Origin of the sequence: Streptomyces sp. NPDC002044 (genome assembly GCF_040296725.1) — a bacterium.
Taxonomy (GTDB): domain Bacteria; phylum Actinomycetota; class Actinomycetes; order Streptomycetales; family Streptomycetaceae; genus Streptomyces; species Streptomyces antarcticus.
In genome coordinates this window covers 1-14,489 of record NZ_JBEOXU010000034.1, presented here as the reverse complement: position 1 = coordinate 14,489, position 14,489 = coordinate 1, and the positions used below count along the sequence as shown (strand labels likewise).

At 72.2% G+C, this 14,489-nt stretch carries 14 protein-coding genes; 2 read left to right on the top strand and 12 right to left on the bottom strand.

Annotated features, from left to right (window positions below):
• Position 1: 1 nt before the first annotated feature.
• Together dapC and fdxA are read right to left on the bottom strand one after the other, a co-directional pair.
• Positions 2-1,096: a succinyldiaminopimelate transaminase gene (dapC, locus tag ABT106_RS11885; protein WP_351275573.1), complete on the bottom strand. Its 1,095-nt coding sequence runs from the start codon at positions 1,094-1,096 to the stop codon at positions 2-4.
• A 97-nt stretch (positions 1,097-1,193) separates the two neighbouring features.
• A complete protein-coding gene (gene fdxA, locus ABT106_RS11880) occupies positions 1,194-1,523 on the bottom strand; it encodes a ferredoxin (RefSeq protein WP_030011906.1) in 330 nt (109 codons plus the stop codon).
• A 116-nt stretch (positions 1,524-1,639) separates the two neighbouring features.
• Here fdxA and ABT106_RS11875 point away from each other — a divergent pair, with 116 nt between their 5' ends.
• The gene (locus tag ABT106_RS11875) at positions 1,640-2,635 is read left to right on the top strand and encodes a GNAT family N-acetyltransferase (protein ID WP_351275571.1); all 996 of its coding nucleotides are present in this window, start codon (positions 1,640-1,642) and stop codon (positions 2,633-2,635) included.
• Positions 2,632-3,423 carry a transglutaminase family protein gene (locus ABT106_RS11870; RefSeq protein WP_351275569.1) on the top strand — a complete coding sequence of 264 codons (792 nt, stop codon included), beginning with the start codon at positions 2,632-2,634 and terminating at the stop codon, positions 3,421-3,423. The genes ABT106_RS11875 and ABT106_RS11870 overlap by 4 nt, the downstream gene beginning before the upstream one ends.
• Before the next feature lie 38 nt (positions 3,424-3,461).
• On the opposite strand, the gene ABT106_RS11865 is transcribed toward ABT106_RS11870, so the two are convergent.
• The 10 genes from ABT106_RS11865 to ABT106_RS11820 form a co-directional block, all read right to left on the bottom strand.
• Entirely contained in the window at positions 3,462-5,336 is a 1,875-nt protein-coding gene (locus ABT106_RS11865) for a hypothetical protein (RefSeq protein ID WP_351275567.1), read from the bottom strand.
• A gap of 344 nt (positions 5,337-5,680) precedes the next feature.
• A complete protein-coding gene (locus tag ABT106_RS11860; protein ID WP_351275565.1) occupies positions 5,681-6,064 on the bottom strand; it encodes a DUF6113 family protein in 384 nt (127 codons plus the stop codon).
• Positions 6,061-6,954, bottom strand: coding sequence for an N-acetyl-1-D-myo-inositol-2-amino-2-deoxy-alpha-D-glucopyranoside deacetylase (gene mshB / locus ABT106_RS11855; protein WP_351275563.1), 894 nt, complete (start codon positions 6,952-6,954; stop codon positions 6,061-6,063). Before mshB ends, ABT106_RS11860 begins: the two co-directional genes overlap by 4 nt.
• A gap of 95 nt (positions 6,955-7,049) precedes the next feature.
• The gene (locus ABT106_RS11850; RefSeq protein ID WP_053677094.1) at positions 7,050-7,244 is read right to left on the bottom strand and encodes a hypothetical protein; all 195 of its coding nucleotides are present in this window, start codon (positions 7,242-7,244) and stop codon (positions 7,050-7,052) included.
• 390 nt (positions 7,245-7,634) lie between these two features.
• Positions 7,635-8,675, bottom strand: a complete 1,041-nt coding sequence (locus ABT106_RS11845; RefSeq protein WP_351275561.1) for an ABC transporter ATP-binding protein — start codon at positions 8,673-8,675, stop codon at positions 7,635-7,637.
• Positions 8,668-9,642, bottom strand: a complete 975-nt coding sequence (locus ABT106_RS11840) for an ABC transporter ATP-binding protein (protein ID WP_351275559.1) — start codon at positions 9,640-9,642, stop codon at positions 8,668-8,670. The genes ABT106_RS11845 and ABT106_RS11840 overlap by 8 nt, the downstream gene beginning before the upstream one ends.
• A gap of 12 nt (positions 9,643-9,654) precedes the next feature.
• Complete coding sequence (locus tag ABT106_RS11835; RefSeq protein ID WP_502979316.1) at positions 9,655-10,695, bottom strand: ABC transporter permease; 1,041 nt, start codon at positions 10,693-10,695, stop codon at positions 9,655-9,657.
• Positions 10,688-11,611 (bottom strand): ABC transporter permease, encoded by a 924-nt coding sequence (locus ABT106_RS11830; protein ID WP_351275557.1) that lies wholly within the window; start codon positions 11,609-11,611, stop codon positions 10,688-10,690. Before ABT106_RS11830 ends, ABT106_RS11835 begins: the two co-directional genes overlap by 8 nt.
• A gap of 30 nt (positions 11,612-11,641) precedes the next feature.
• Positions 11,642-13,270: a peptide ABC transporter substrate-binding protein gene (locus ABT106_RS11825; protein WP_351275555.1), complete on the bottom strand. Its 1,629-nt coding sequence runs from the start codon at positions 13,268-13,270 to the stop codon at positions 11,642-11,644.
• Positions 13,271-13,378: 108 nt separating this feature from the next.
• Complete coding sequence (locus tag ABT106_RS11820) at positions 13,379-14,317, bottom strand: GNAT family N-acetyltransferase (RefSeq protein WP_351275553.1); 939 nt, start codon at positions 14,315-14,317, stop codon at positions 13,379-13,381.
• Positions 14,318-14,489: the final 172 nt, after the last annotated feature.

The following is a 14,489-nucleotide window of genomic DNA, read 5'->3' as shown; positions in this document are numbered from 1 at the left end:
CTCAGCCGAGGCGCTTGACGGCCGCCGCGACGCGTTCGTCGGTGGCGGTGAAGGCGACGCGCACGAACCGCGCGCCCGCCTCGCCGTAGGTGTCCCCCGGCGCGACCAGGATGCCCAGCTCCGCGAGGTGGGCGACGGTGTCCCAGCAGGGCTCGTCCCGGGTCACCCACAGGTAGAGGCTGGCCTCGCTGTGCTCGACGCGGAAGCCGTGCGCCTCCAGGGCGGTGCGCAGCGCGGCGCGGCGGGCCGCGTAGCGGGCGCGCTGCTCGGTCACGTGCGCGTCGTCACCCAGGGCCGCCACGGTGGCCGCCTGGACGGGCGCGGGGGTCATCATCCCGCCGTGCTTGCGGATCTGGAGCAGCTCGCCGAGCACGGCGGCGTCACCGGCGGCGAACGCCGCCCGGTAGCCGGCCAGGTTGGACCGCTTGGAGAGGGAGTGCACGGCGACGAGGCCCTCGTAGGAGCCGCCGCAGACGTCGTCGTGGAGGACGGAGACCGGCTCGGCCTCCCAGCCCAGTTCGAGGTAGCACTCGTCGCTGAAGATCAGGATGCCGTGCTCGCGGGCCCAGGCCACGATCCGGATCAGCTCCTCCTTGGGGAGGACCTTCCCGGTGGGGTTGGACGGGGAGTTCAGCCACAGCAGCCGGACGCCGGCCGGGTCCAGCTCCGTCGGGTCGTCGTACACGACGGGCTCCGCGCCGCACAGCCGCGCGCCGACCTCGTACGTGGGGTAGGCGAGCCGGGGGTAGGCGACCTTGTCGCCGGCGCCGAGGCCCAGCTGCGTCGGCAGCCACGCCACGAGTTCCTTCGAGCCGATGACGGGCAGGACGTTGGCGTGTCCGGCGGCGCTCGCGCCGAGCCGTCCGCGCACCCAGCCCGTGATCGCGTCGCGCAGGGCGGCCGTGCCCCACACCGTCGGGTAGCCCGGCGAGTCGGCGGCGTCGGTGAGCGCCCGCCGGATCAGCGGGGGCACCGGGTCGACCGGCGTGCCGATCGACAGGTCGACAATGCCGTCCGCGTGGGCCGCCGCCGTGGCCTTGTACGGCTCCAGCTTGTCCCAGGGGAAGACGGGCAGACGGTCGGATACTGCGGCCACGGGGGTCTCTGCTCTCTCTGAGTGGGGGCGGGAAACGCCTCGGTCCCGTGCGGCGGGCAGGCCGTACGGGACCGAGGGGCGCTTCTGCCGTGAAAGGTCAGTGTTCGCCGTTGATACCGGCGGGAAGCGCCGCGACGAAGGGGTGGTCGCGCTCGATCAGGCCGAGCTTGGAGGCACCACCGGGCGAACCGAGCTCGTCGAAGAACTCGACGTTCGCCTTGTAGTAGTCCTTCCACTCCTCCGGAGTGTCGTCCTCGTAGAAGATGGCCTCGACCGGGCAGACCGGCTCACACGCACCACAGTCGACGCACTCGTCCGGGTGGATGTACAAGGACCGCTGGCCCTCGTAGATGCAGTCGACGGGGCACTCTTCGATGCATGCCTTGTCCTTGACGTCGACACAAGGCTCCGCGATGACGTAGGTCACGCTCTCGTTCCTCCTCGGTAGGGCTTCCATATCGCGCGGGAGCGCGGCGTCGTCGATGCCCGCACCTAGTATCTCCGTTCCCGGGCACGATCCGAACAGGAGGGGCGGACAGAGCTGTGGAAATCGCTGCTGGCGGACTGCTGGAGGTCCGTATCACCCCGGCTGACGTGGGTAAACGAGTCTCTGTACGACGGGTGGAGCCGGGGGCGGGCGGATCACCCGAGTTCGCCGACACCGTAGGAGTTCTCACATCCTGGTACGAGGGTGTGCTGCTGATCACAAAGAAGAACGGCCAGGCGGTCCGCATCGCGGAATCGTCGCTGGTGGCGGGCAAGGTCGTCCCTGCCGCGCCGGCCCGGCGGCGGGGTCCGGCGGCCTCCTTCGAGGAGCTCGCGCGGATCACCGCGCGGTCCTGGCAGCCGCTGGAGAGCGAGCCCCTGGGCGAGTGGACGCTGCGGGCGGCCGCCGGATTCACCCGGCGGGCCAACTCGGTCCTGCCGCTCGGCGATCCGGGGATGCCGCTGGGAGACGCGCTCGGGCGGGTGGGCGACTGGTACGCGCGCCGCGGGCTCCCGGCCTACGTACAGGCCGCCACGGGCGCCGTCGGCACCCAGGAACTGCTCTGCGCGGAGCTGGAGCGGCGCGGCTGGACGGCCGAGGTCTCGGCGGAGGTCCGGATCGGCGCGCTGGCCGCGGTGGGCGACGTGGACGCGCCGGCGGCCGACGGCGTACGGCTGACGCGCACCCCGGACGAGGAGTGGCTCGGGCGCTACGGGAAGGCCGACGATCCGGAGCTGGCCCGGCGGCTGCTGGTGGAGGGGCCGTCGGTGTGGTTCGCGGCGCTGCCCGGCGGCCGCGCGGTCGGGCGGTGCGTGGTGGACGGCCGGTGGGCCGGCTTCGCGGCCGTGACGGTCGACCCGGCGCACCGGCGGGAGGGCCTGGCGACGGCGGTGATGGCGGCCCTGGCGCGGCGGGCGCTGGAGGAGGGCGCGTCGGCGGCCTGGCTCCAGGTGGAGACGGACAACCCGGCGGCGCGGGCGCTGTACGACGGCCTGGGCTTCGCCACGCACCACAGCTACCACCACTTCCGGCACTTCCGGGCGGCGGCGTGACGTCCGCCTGGCGGGAGCGGTTCGCGGTGGAGGCCCGGTCGGAGCGCCCCGATCTGGCGCTGCTGTGCCTGCTGCTGGCGGCGGAGGCCGATCCGGACCTGGACGAACGCGCCATGGACTGGGCGCAGATCGAGCTGGACCGGCTCGCCGGGATGCTGCCGTACGGGCTGCGGGGCGGACGGGCGTGGGCTTCGGCGGTCACGGAACTGCTGGGCGGGCGGCTCGGCTTCCACGGCACCCCGGCGGACTACGACCGGCTGCCGTCCTCGCTGCTGCACGAGGTGCTGAGGCGGCGGCGCGGGTTGCCGATCCTGTTGTCGGTGGTGTGGATGGAGGTCGCGCGGCGCGCCGGCGCGCCGGTGTACGGACTGGGGCTGCCGGGGCACTTCGTGGTGGGCTTCGGGGACCCCGGGGAGGGCGTGGTGGTGGATCCGTTCGCCGGCGGCGCGTCGCTGGGGACGGGGGCGGCCGAACTGGCCGACGGGCCGCGGACCCCGGCGCGGACCCGGGACATCGTGCTGCGGATCCTGAACAACATCCGGGCGTGGGCCTCGACCCGGCCCGAGCACTCCGGGGTGGCGCTGTGGGCGCTGGACCTGTCGCTGCTGCTGCCGTCGCACCCGGCGTCGCTCCGGTACGAGCGGGCGCGGCTCCTCGTGGAGCGGGGCGCCTTCCAGGAGGGGGCCGCCGAGATGGAGTCGTACGCGACGGTGGTGGACGCGATCGACGCCTCCGCGGCGGGCCGCATCCGCGCGGAGGCCGCGTCGGCCCGCGCCCTGCTGAACTGACGGGCCCGGGGCCCGGGCGGTGCCCCGGCCCCGGGTGGTCAGGACGGGTTGGTGTCGACGACCACGGTGCGCTCGGCGGTGGTCTTGCCGCGCAGGGCCTGGCCGAGGGCGCCGGCCACGTCCTGCGGGGTGACCGCCGTCTTGGCGCCGGAGCCCCGGGCGATCAGGATGCCGTCGAAGGTGTTCCCGTAGACGTCCTTGAGGGCTTCCAGGTCGAACTTCGGGGCGAGGTGGCCCTCCACCGGCTGCATGCTGAGGATCTTCGGCAGGGACTTGGCGCCGAAGGCGAGGGGCCTGCCCCCGATCTTGACCACGGCGTTGGCCGACATCGCGGGCTCGGCGAACTCCTTCATGGCACGGTCCAGTTCGGCCTGGTCAATGGTCGGGGCCTTGGCGGTGACCGGCAGTTCGACGGGGGCGGCCTTGCCGGTGGCCACCATGTCGCGGAACGCCCTGGTGACCTGGGCGGCCGAGGCGTCGGCGTCGAGGGTGGTGCCGGGGGTGCCGGGGACGGCGACGGCCTTGCCCGTGTCGAACGTGATGGTGCCCTCGGTGCCCGAGCCGGACGTGCCCGCGAGTTCCTGGAGCGCGACCTGGAGCTTCTCCTCGTCGACCGGCAGCACGGGGGTCGCCTCGCGCTCCTGGCCGAGGAGGGAGCCGATGACGGTGACCGGGTTGTAGTCGCTGCCGGCGGCGTTGCGGACGGTGGTCTGGCTGTCCAGCGTCAGTCCGGCCTTCTCCGGCTTCAGCTCGACCTGCTTGCCGTCGACGGTGAGCTGGAGCGGGGCGGCGGCGCGGGCGCCGAAGGCCGTCTGGAGCTTGGCCACGGCCTCGTCGCGGCTGCCGCTGATGTCGACGTCGAGGACGGTGGTGCCCTTGGGCACGTCGGAGTGGTTCAGCAGCAGCCCGGCGCCGTAGGCGACGCCGAGGACGCCGAGGAGACCGATGCACAGGAGCAGGAGCTTGGAGCGGGCCTTCTTCACGGGCTTGGCCGGGGCCTTCTGCTTCGGGGGCACGGGGGCGGGGACCGCCGCGGGGGCGGGGACCGGTACCGGAGCCGGCATCGGTACGGGGGCGGGGCCGTCCGTCTCGGGGCCGGGCCAGCGGGGAGCAGCGTCGGCGCGGGGGGCGCCCGCGGGGGCGCCGGAGCCGAAGCCGTGGCCGCCCGTGGGTCCGGCGGGGGCGCCGGCGGCCGGGCCGCCGTAGGCGGGGAACGCCTCGGTGACGGGTCCCGCGTCGCCCTGGTCGCCCGGGTACCCGGGGTAGCCCTGGGGGGCACCGGTACCGGGACCGCCGGGCAGCGGGCCCGCCGGGGCGGGCGGCTGCGCGGCGTAGTCCGGGCTGTAGCCCGAGGCGGGCGCGCCCGCGGAGCGCTGCGGGGCGAAACCGCCCTGGGCCGCCGGAGGCTGCGGGGTGCGTCCCGGGAGCGGCGCCGCGGGCGGCGGGGCCTGGAACGGGCCCTGGCCCTGCCCTTGGCCCAGGCCCTGCCCCAGGCCCTGGCCCTGCGGGGGCCCGGCCGGGAGCCCGGGCGCCTGGCCCTGTGTCCGGCCCGGCGCCGGCGCCGGCGGCGGGGTCTGCGGGGCCGACTTGCGCGGGGCGAACCAGTTGCTGGGCACCTCCCCGCCCTCGGCCGGACCGCCCTGCGGGCCGGCCGGCTCCGGCGCGGCCTCGATCCGCGTCGGCTGCGGCTGCTTGGGCCGCGGCGCGGACTGCGGGGACGGCGCGGCGCCCGGCGCACGGGTCTGCTGCGGGGCCGGCTCGGCGGCCGCCGCGTCGGCGGGGGCTCCCATCGGCTTGCGCACGACCACCGGCGGGATCGGCCGCGAACCCGGGATGTTGATCCGGATCCGGGTCGTCAGGGTGGTCTCGGTCTTGGGCCCGTCGGATTCGGGCGTGGACGGCTTCGAGGTCACAGGGGTCTCCTCCGGGGCGGTCGCCGCAGCGTCCGTGGACGGATACTGGCCGGTTCCATACGGCGGGGTACCCGAAGGGTAGGCGGCTCCGCCGCGCCCCTGGGGCCCGGAGGACGAACTGTCAGTTTCACGACTCAAGGCAGGTTCTCCCGGTTGGCTCCGCCGCCCGTCATACCGTGCGCGGGCAGCTCGGCGGCCCGTCCACCATACTGGCCGTCGCCCGTACACAACTGACCCCCGGGAATCAGCGGTTCCTCACGGGCCCCGCAAATCCCCCCTCAAGCACCCTTCGCGGTCCGTTCCGTACCCGGTGGACCGGCCCCCCGGTGAAGTCCAACGCCACGTCACTTGGCGGACGGTGCGGCTGAAACCGGCCGATCCGGGGCGACGCGCATCGTGGCACACATCACAGCGAACACGGTTCCGCCCAAAAGGTAGGCGTACATACCGATTCCGGACGAACTCAACAGGAAGTCGCCCTCGGGGCGCGGGATGCCGAGCATCACGTACGCGAGGAACCAGCCGCCCGCGGCGCCGCCGACGCCGAGCCCCGGCCCGAGGAGGATCCGCCCGCCGAGGAACAGTCCGAAGACGGCGAGCAGGGCGAGCAGCAGACCGCCGGGGAACCACAGGTCCACCGCCAGCCAGCCGGCCGTTGCGGTCACGACGCCCGCCAGCAGCAGGCCCAGGCAGCCGGCGATCCGGCCCGGTCCGAGGTTCCCGTTCACGCCTCCACCCCCGCGAAGAGATCGTGCTCGCGCTCGCCGGCCGGTACGCCGGGCCGCCCGGCGACGAGTTCGTAGTACTCGCGGGTGAACAGCGGCTGCCCGAGGTCGTTGGAGAGGGCGAAGAACGGCCCGTCCACGGCGATCTGGGTGGCATGGGCCCGCATGGCGGCCGTCTTGGCGGCCACGAAGGTCTCGTCCCCGCCGATCTCGGCGGTGATCAGCCCGTCGGCGACGACCCCCGGCACGTCCTGCGGGGTGGCCGTCCCGGGGAACGGGACCGTACGGTCCGCGCGCAGCCGGGCGAAGCCCGCCTCGGCCACGGACAGCGGGACGCGGTTCCAGTAGACCTTCCCGATCCGGTGCGGCTCGCCGAGGGCGGTCCGGTACCCGGCCTCCGCGGCGAGTTCGGCGGCGCGCGTGGCGACGCGGTGGGCCTGGATGTGGTCGGGGTGACCGTACCCGCCGTCCGGGTCGTAGGTGACGAGGACCTGCGGGCGTACCTCGCGGATCACCTCGACGAGGTGGTCGGCGGCCTCGTCCACGTCGGCGGACCAGAAGGCGCCGGGGCGGGTGTTCTGCGGCGCGCCCATCATCCCGGAGTCCCGGAAGCGTCCGGGGCCGCCGAGGAACCGGTGGTCGGTGACGCCCAGTTCGGCCATGGCCGCGGCGAGTTCGCCGACGCGGTGGGGGCCGAGGGTGTCGTCGCGGTCGGCCGCCAGGTGCGCGAGCCCGGGCGGGATGACCTCGCCCTCCTCACCGAGGGTGCAGGTCACCAGGGTGACGTGCGCGCCCTCGGCCGCGTACTTCGCCATGGTGACGCCGTTGTTGATCGACTCGTCGTCCGGGTGCGCGTGCACCAACAGCAGACGGCGGGCGGGAAGACCGTTCATGGGCCAAGCCTAGGGGGTGCCGGCTACGTCGCTCCGTACGCCCGCGGGGCGGGCGCGGCAGCGGCGGGTGCGACGGCACCCTCCGGGGCGGGGGCCTAGAACTTGAGCCCACTGATCATGCTCGCCACGTTCGAAGTGAGCTGGCTGAGGGTGGGGGCGATGGTGGAGCTCGCCAGGTAGAAACCGAGGAGTACGCAGACCACCGCGTGTCCCGCCTTCAGGCCCGACCTGCGGACCAGCAGGAAGACGACGATCGCCAGCAGCACCACGGCCGAGATCGAGAGTGCCACGGCGTTTCACCTCCACGTCGAGCGGACATCGGTTCGCGTATTCGCGCAATCGTGCTCGGCGAGATGCATACCCACCATGCGCTACGAATCATAACTATCCGTGCCAGCCGACCGATCGAATTCCGGCAGCGCGAGGGGCGTACGAGGTGCACGGTCGGGGTCACGGGGGAGGCCGGCCGGGGAGGCTGTGCGCCTCCCCGGCCGGTTGTGGGCACCCGCACGGCCGCACCCCGCCCAGGCTGCCCGGCTGATATCTCGGGGCAGATACGGTCAAGTTGCCCCGGTGTAAACGGAGTGAGGGGGGCGGCCCGCGCGGTGGGGGCGGTCGCGCGCGGGTGGCGAGAAATGATCCCCCGCGGACGCCTCCCGTCCGCTCCGTGGACCGGCGGACTACCGGCCGGCGTCCTCCGGCGGGGGCGGGACCACCTGCTTCTCCGCCGCGAAGTGACAGGCCGACGGGTGGGCCGCCGGTCCCGTGGGGAAGACGGCCGGGACGGCCAGCAGCGGCACCTCCGAGGCGCAGCGGGATTCGGCCTTCCAGCAGCGGGTGCGGAAGCGGCAGCCGGACGGCGGGTTGGCCGGGGACGGCACGTCACCGGTGAGGATGATCCGGTCGCGGTGGGCGCGCGCGCCGGGGTCCGGCACGGGGACGGCGGAGAGCAGGGCCTGGGTGTACGGGTGGGTCGGGTGCTCGTAGATCTGCGTGTCGGTGCCGGTCTCGACGATCCGGCCCAGGTACATGACGCCGACCCGGTCGGAGATGTGGCGGACGATCGAGAGGTCGTGCGCGATGAAGACGTAGGACAGGGCGAAGTCGTTCTGGAGGCGTTCCAGCAGGTTGATGACCTGGGCCTGCACCGATACGTCGAGGGCGGAGACCGGCTCGTCGGCGACGATGACCTCGGGCCGCAGGGCCAGGCCGCGGGCGATGCCGATGCGCTGGCGCTGGCCGCCGGAGAACTGGTGCGGGTAGCGGTTGATGTACTCCGGGTTCAGGCCGACCACGTCCAGCAGGTCCTGCACCTTGCGCCGCCGGTCGCCCCTGGGGGCGACCTCGGGGTGGATCTCGTACGGCTCGCCGATGATGTCGCCGACCGTCATGCGCGGGTTCAGCGAGGTGTACGGGTCCTGGAACACCATCTGGATGTTGCGGCGGACGGCCTTCAGGGCGCGTCCGGACAGCTTGGTGATGTCCTCGCCCTTGTACGAGATCACGCCCGAGGTCGGCCGCTCCAGGTTGACCAGCATCTTGGCCACGGTCGACTTGCCGCAGCCGGACTCGCCGACGATGCCCAGGGTCTCGCCGGCCTTCAGGGAGAAGGAGACCCCGTCCACGGCCTTGACCGAGCCGATCAGTTTGCGCAGGACGACGCCCTGGGTCAGCGGGTAGTGCTTGACCAGGTCCTTCACTTCGAGAAGGGACTCAGCCATGGAGGCACTCCTTCCAGAAGAAGCAGGCGCTGGTCCGCTCCTCGGCGACCCGCGCCAGCGGCGGGACCTCGGCGCGGCAGGCGTCCCGCGCCATCGGGCAGCGGGGGTTGAAGGCGCAGCCGGGCGGGATGGCCAGCAGGTTGGGCGGCAGGCCCTTGATGGCGTACAGCTCCTGGCCCTTCTGGTCCAGGCGCGGGATGGAGTCCAGCAGGCCGCGGGTGTAGGGGTGGGCGGGCGCCCGGTAGATCGCGTGGACGGGGGCCGCCTCGACGATCCGGCCCGCGTACATGACGGCGATCTTGTCGGCGACGTCGGCGACGACGCCGAGGTCGTGGGTGATGAGGATCAGGCCCATGTTCAGCTCGCGCTGCAGTTCGGCGAGGAGGTCCATGACCTGGGCCTGGACGGTGACGTCCAGGGCGGTGGTCGGCTCGTCGGCGATGATCAGCGAGGGCTCCAGGGCCAGCGCCATGGCGATCATGATGCGCTGGCGCATGCCGCCGGAGAACTGGTGCGGGTAGTCCCCCACGCGCTCCTTGGCCGCCGGGATCTTCACCCGGTCCATCAGCTCGACGGCCTTGGCCCGGGAGTCCTTGCGGGACATCCCGCGGTGGACCTCGTACATCTCGCCGAGCTGGGCGCCCACGCTGAGGACGGGGTTGAGGGAGGACAGCGCGTCCTGGAAGATCATCGCCATCTCGGCGCCGCGGATCTTCCGGCGCCGCTCCTCCTTCATCTTCAGCAGGTCCTCGCCCTTGAAGAGGATCTCGCCGCCCGCGATGCGGCCGGGCGGCGAGTCCAGGATGCCCATCACGGCCTGGGCGGTGACGGACTTGCCCGAACCGGACTCGCCGAGCACGGCGAGGGTCTCGCCCTCGTCCACCGAGTAGTCGACGCCGTTGACCGCCTTCGCGACTCCGTCGCGCGTGGTGAATTCCACGTGCAGGTCGCGGACTTCGAGCAGCATGTGCGGGGCTCCTCAGCGCAGCTTGGGGTCGAGGGCGTCGCGCACCGCGTCGCCGAGCATGATGAAGGCGAGCACGGTCAGGCTGAGCGCGCCCGCGGGGTAGAGCAGCATGTGCGGGGCGTTGCGGATCTGCGGGGCCGCGTTGGAGATGTCGATGCCCCAGGAGACCGTCGGCGGGCGCAGGCCGACGCCGAGGAAGGACAGGGTGGCCTCCAGGGCGATGTACGTGCCCAGGGCGATGGTCGCGACGACGATGACGGGCGCGACGGCGTTCGGTGCCACGTGCCGCAGCAGCATCCGGCCGTTGCCGGCGCCGAGCGCCCGGGCGGCCTGGACGTAGTCGTTCTGCTTGGCGGTGATCACCGAGCCGCGGGCGATGCGGGCGATCTGCGGCCAGCCCAGCAGCACGATGAAGCCGACCACGGGCCAGACGGTGTTGCTGGTGACCACGGACAGGAAGACCAGGCCGCCGAGGACGACGGGGATGCCGAAGAAGATGTCGGCGACCCGGGAGAGCAGCGAGTCCGACCAGCCGCCGAAGAATCCGGCGAGTCCGCCGAGCACGGATCCGAGCAGGGCGGCGCCGAGGGTGGCGCAGATGCCGACGGTGATGGAGGCGCGGGCTCCGTAGACGGTGCGGGTGTAGACGTCGCAGCCCTGGGTGTCGTAGCCGAAGGGGTGTCCGGGGGACGCGCCTTGCTGGGACTTGGACAGGTCGCACTGGAGCGGGTCGCCGCTCGCGATCAGCTGGGGCCAGACCGAGATGACGATCAGGAAGAGGATCAGCAGGGAGGAGATGACGAAGACGGGGTTGCGGCGCAGCTGGTGCCAGGCGTCGGACCACAGGGAGCGGGCCTTCTCCTGGGCGCCGGAGCCGCCGGCCGGTCCCGGTCCCGGGCCCTTCTCCAGGCTTTCGGCCTCTTCCAGGGCCAGATCCATGGCGCCTCCCTGGCCGGTGGGTGAGATCGCCTCGTGCCGGCGGGGGCCGACGGGATCGTAGCCACCGGGTCCTTCCGCGCGTTCGGGACCCTCGGGACGCTCGGGCTCAGGCATAACGGATCCTCGGGTCCAGGACCGCGTAGAGCAGGTCGACGAGCAGGTTCGCCACCAGGAAGACGATGACGAGGATGGTCACGAAGCCGACGACGGTGGGGGCGTTGTTGCGCAGGATGCCCTGGTAGAGCTGGTAGCCGACGCCGTGGATGTTGAAGATCCGCTCGGTGACGATGGCGCCGCCCATGAGGGCGCCGATGTCGGTGCCGATGAAGGTGACGACGGGGATGAGGGAGTTGCGCAGCAGGTGCCGGGTGACGACCCTGCGGCGCGGCAGCCCCTTGGCCACGGCCGTCCGTACGTAGTCGGCCTTGGCGTTCTCGGCGATGGAGGTGCGCGAGAGGCGGGTGACGTAGGCGAGGGAGACGAGGGCGAGCACGATGCCGGGCAGGATCAGTTCGCCGAACGTGGCGTCCGGGGAGACGGTGGGCCGCACCCAGCCCCATTTGACGCCGAAGAGGTACTGGAGCAGGTAGCCGGTGACGAAGGTCGGCACGGAGATGACGACCAGGGTCAGCACCAGCACGCTGGTGTCGACGGCCCGGCCGCGGCGCAGCCCGCTGATGACGCCGAGGGTGATGCCGACGATGACCTCGATGACGATGGCGACGATCGTCAGGCGCAGGGTGACGGGGAAGGCGGTGGCCATCAGGGAGGTGACGCTCTGCCCGTTGAAGGCCGTGCCGAAGTCGCCCTTGAAGATCTGGTTCATGTAGTGGAGGTACTGCTTCCACAAGGGCTGGTCGAGGTAGAGGTCCTTGCGGATGCGCGCGGCGGTGGCCGGGTCGGGGGCCTTGTCGCCGAAGAGGGCGGCCACGGGGTCACCGAGCGCGTACACCATGAAGAAGATCAGGAACGTGCTGCCGATGAACACCGGGATCATCTGGAGCAGCCGCCGGATCACATAACGTCCCATGGACTGCTCCAGGATCGATCCGTCGGGGGGTCAGCTGACCTTGATCTGGTCGTAGACCGGGACGCTGAACTGGTTCAGGGTCACGTCCGCGAGCCGCTCGGAGTAGCCGGCGCTGCCGTTCTGGTACCAGAGCGGGATGGACGGCATCTGCTCGGCGAGGATCTTCTCGGCGTCGCGGAACGTGGCCGTGGCCTTCGCCGTGTCGCTCTCCTGGTTGGCCTGGTCGACGAGCTTGTCGAACTCCGGGTTGCTGAACTTGCCGTAGTTCGAGGAGGCGCCCGTGTAGTACAGCGGCTCCAGGAAGTTCTGGATCAGCGGGTAGTCGGCCTGCCAGCCGGAGCGGAAGGGGCCGGTCAGCTTGAAGCCGCTCTGCTGGTTGCGGAAGTCGGCGAAGGTGCCGATGGGGTTGACCGTGCAGACCGGGCCCTCGCCGAGGGCGTTGTTGATGCTGTTGCAGACGGCGTCCATCCACTCGCGGTGGGAGCCGGTGTCCACGTTGGAGGTCAGTGTGACCTTTCCGCCGGGCAGGCCACCGCCCTCCTGGATGAGCTTCTTGGCCTCGGCGGGGTCGTAGACGCAGGCGTCGCCGCAGGCGGTCGCGGAGAAGCCGCCCTGCTCGCCGAGGGCCGGCGAGGTCCAGTCCTTGGCGGGGGTGCGGGTGTCGCGGAAAATCTGCCGGGTGATCTCGTCGCGGTTGATCGCCCGCGAGATGCCCCGGCGGACCTTCTCCATGCCCTCCTTGCCCCACTGGGGGTCGTACAGCGGGAAGGTGAGGGTCTGGATGATCAGTGCCGGCTGGTTGATGTAGCGGTCGCCGAGGTCGTTCTGGACGCTCTTGAGCTGCTGCGCCGGGACGTCGTCGACGAGGTCGAGGTTTCCGGAGATGAGGTCCGTGTACGCGGTGTTGTTGTCGGTGTAGACCTTCAGGTCCACGCCGCCGTTCTGCGCCTTGTCGGCGCCGGGGTAGCCGTCCCACGCGCGCAGCTTCATGCCGGTGCCCTTGGTGTAGGAGTCCACCGTGTACGGGCCGTTGCCGACGGGCTTGTTCAGCCAGCCCGCGTGGTCGGTGAAGAAGGCCTTGGGCAGCGGGGAGAACGCCTGGTAGCCGAGGGTCTCGGGCCAGGTGGAGAACTTCTCCTTCAGGGCCACCGTGAAGGTCTTGGGGTCCTTGACCACCAGCCCGGACATCGTCTTGGTCCTGGGGTCCCCGGACTTCGGGTGCAGGTCGTCGTAGCCGACGATGTCCGAGAAGAACGGCGCGTTGTTCTGCTTGTTGCGGACGTCCGCCCCGTAGTTCCAGGCGTCCACGAAGGACTGCGCGGTGACGGGCTCGTCGTTGCTGAACGTCCAGCCGTCCTTCAGCGTGACCGTGAAGTTCTGGCTGTCCGTCGTCTCGATCTTCTCGGCGACCATGTCCTTGGCCTCGCCGGTCTTCGGGTCGTACCGCTTCAGCCCCCGGAAGAGCATGTCGAGGACCTTGCCGCCCTGCACCTCGTTGGTGTTGGCCGGCTCCAGCGGATTCTGCGGATCACCCCACGAGGAGCTGACGATCCCGGCGCCGCCGTCTCCCCCGCTGTCGCTTCCGCCGCCGCAGGCCGTCGCCGCGAGGGCGACGGCCATCGCGCATGCGGCCCACTTGGCGTGGGTGGCTCCGCGCATGGAGTGCCTCCTCTGGGATCCCAAGATTCACGTAGGGGCCAATGTCACCCGTTATGGGGTCCCGCACACTCCTGGTTGGACCGATTGCACCCCCGCGTCACCCGCCTGTCACCCCTGCGGGTGCAACGGCAGCTCCCAGGTGTCCACCGCGTAGTGCAGTCCCATGCCGTGCGCCTCGTAGAGCGCCAGCGCGCCGGTTTCGTTGTGGGTGTCCACGCCGAGGCCGACGGTGTTGCGGCCCCGGGCCGCGTACGCGGCGAATCCGTGGCGCAGCAGGTGTCCGCCGAGGCCGCGGCCGCGCAGGTCCTTCCGTACGCCGATGTGGCTGATCCAGCCCATGCTGGTGCGGTCGTCCCGGGTGAGGAGCACGGCCGCGTCGCCCGCGCCGGGCAGGCTCGCGATCCACACCAGCGACCAGTCGAGCTGCCGGGCGTCGAGGTGGTCCAGCCAGGGCTCGTACGCGCGCTCCACGTGCCCGAAGTGCGCCGCGAAGGTCTCCTCGACCAGGGCGTGGGCGCGGCGGCGGTCGGCCTCGTCGGCGCCGCAGTGGCGCAGGGACAGCCCGGCGGGCGGGACGGGGGCCGGGTCGGCGGCCGGGGACAGGGACTTGGTCATGACCTGGTAGCGGCGGATGGTGCGGTAGCCGCGGCCGGTCAGGAGGGAGAGGTCCAGGGTGGGTTCCACGTTGAGCTGGATCCGCAGGCCGCCGGGGCCGGCCCCGGCGGCCAGTTCGCGGGCCCGGGCCTCCATCCGGTCCAGCAGCAGGGCGGCGGCCTCCGGATGGCCGGGCAGGACGTAGTGGTCGCCGTCGACGCGGCCGGGGCCGGCGTCGGTCCAGACGAGGGCGTACGCGAGGAGCCGGCCGCCCTCGAAGGCGAGCCAGGAGTCGGTGGCGAGGTCGATGCCGGGGTGGTTGAGGTCGGCCTCGACGGCGGCGAGATCGGTCTCCGGGCGGCCGATCTCGATGACGTCGACGGCGTTGAGCAGGGCGCAGATGTCGGACGCGTCCCCGGGCCCGGCGGGCCGGACGGTCAGCATGGCGGTCATCGGCCCACTCTCGGCCCGGTCGGCCGCCCGGTGCAACCGCCTTTCCCGTACGGGGAACGCCGGAGCGCCCGGGGCCCGGGGGGTGCGGGGGCCGGCGGGGGGGGGGGGGGGACCCCCGCCGAACCGGAGAGCGGGGGGGGGGGGAAGAGTGTGGGGATTGTTGTGTAGATGT

Excerpts from the sequence above, each read along its gene's own strand:
- mshB (WP_351275563.1), bottom strand. The coding sequence starts at position 6,954 with ATGAACGGTCTTCCCGCCCGCCGTCTGCTGTTGGTGCACGCGCACCCG.
- ABT106_RS11845 (WP_351275561.1), bottom strand. The coding sequence starts at position 8,675 with ATGGCTGAGTCCCTTCTCGAAGTGAAGGACCTGGTCAAGCACTACCCG.
- ABT106_RS11840 (WP_351275559.1), bottom strand. The coding sequence starts at position 9,642 with ATGCTGCTCGAAGTCCGCGACCTGCACGTGGAATTCACCACGCGCGAC.
- ABT106_RS11835 (WP_502979316.1), bottom strand. The coding sequence starts at position 10,695 with ATGCCTGAGCCCGAGCGTCCCGAGGGTCCCGAACGCGCGGAAGGACCC.
- ABT106_RS11830 (WP_351275557.1), bottom strand. The coding sequence starts at position 11,611 with ATGGGACGTTATGTGATCCGGCGGCTGCTCCAGATGATCCCGGTGTTC.
- ABT106_RS11825 (WP_351275555.1), bottom strand. The coding sequence starts at position 13,270 with ATGCGCGGAGCCACCCACGCCAAGTGGGCCGCATGCGCGATGGCCGTC.
- ABT106_RS11820 (WP_351275553.1), bottom strand. The coding sequence starts at position 14,317 with ATGACCGCCATGCTGACCGTCCGGCCCGCCGGGCCCGGGGACGCGTCC.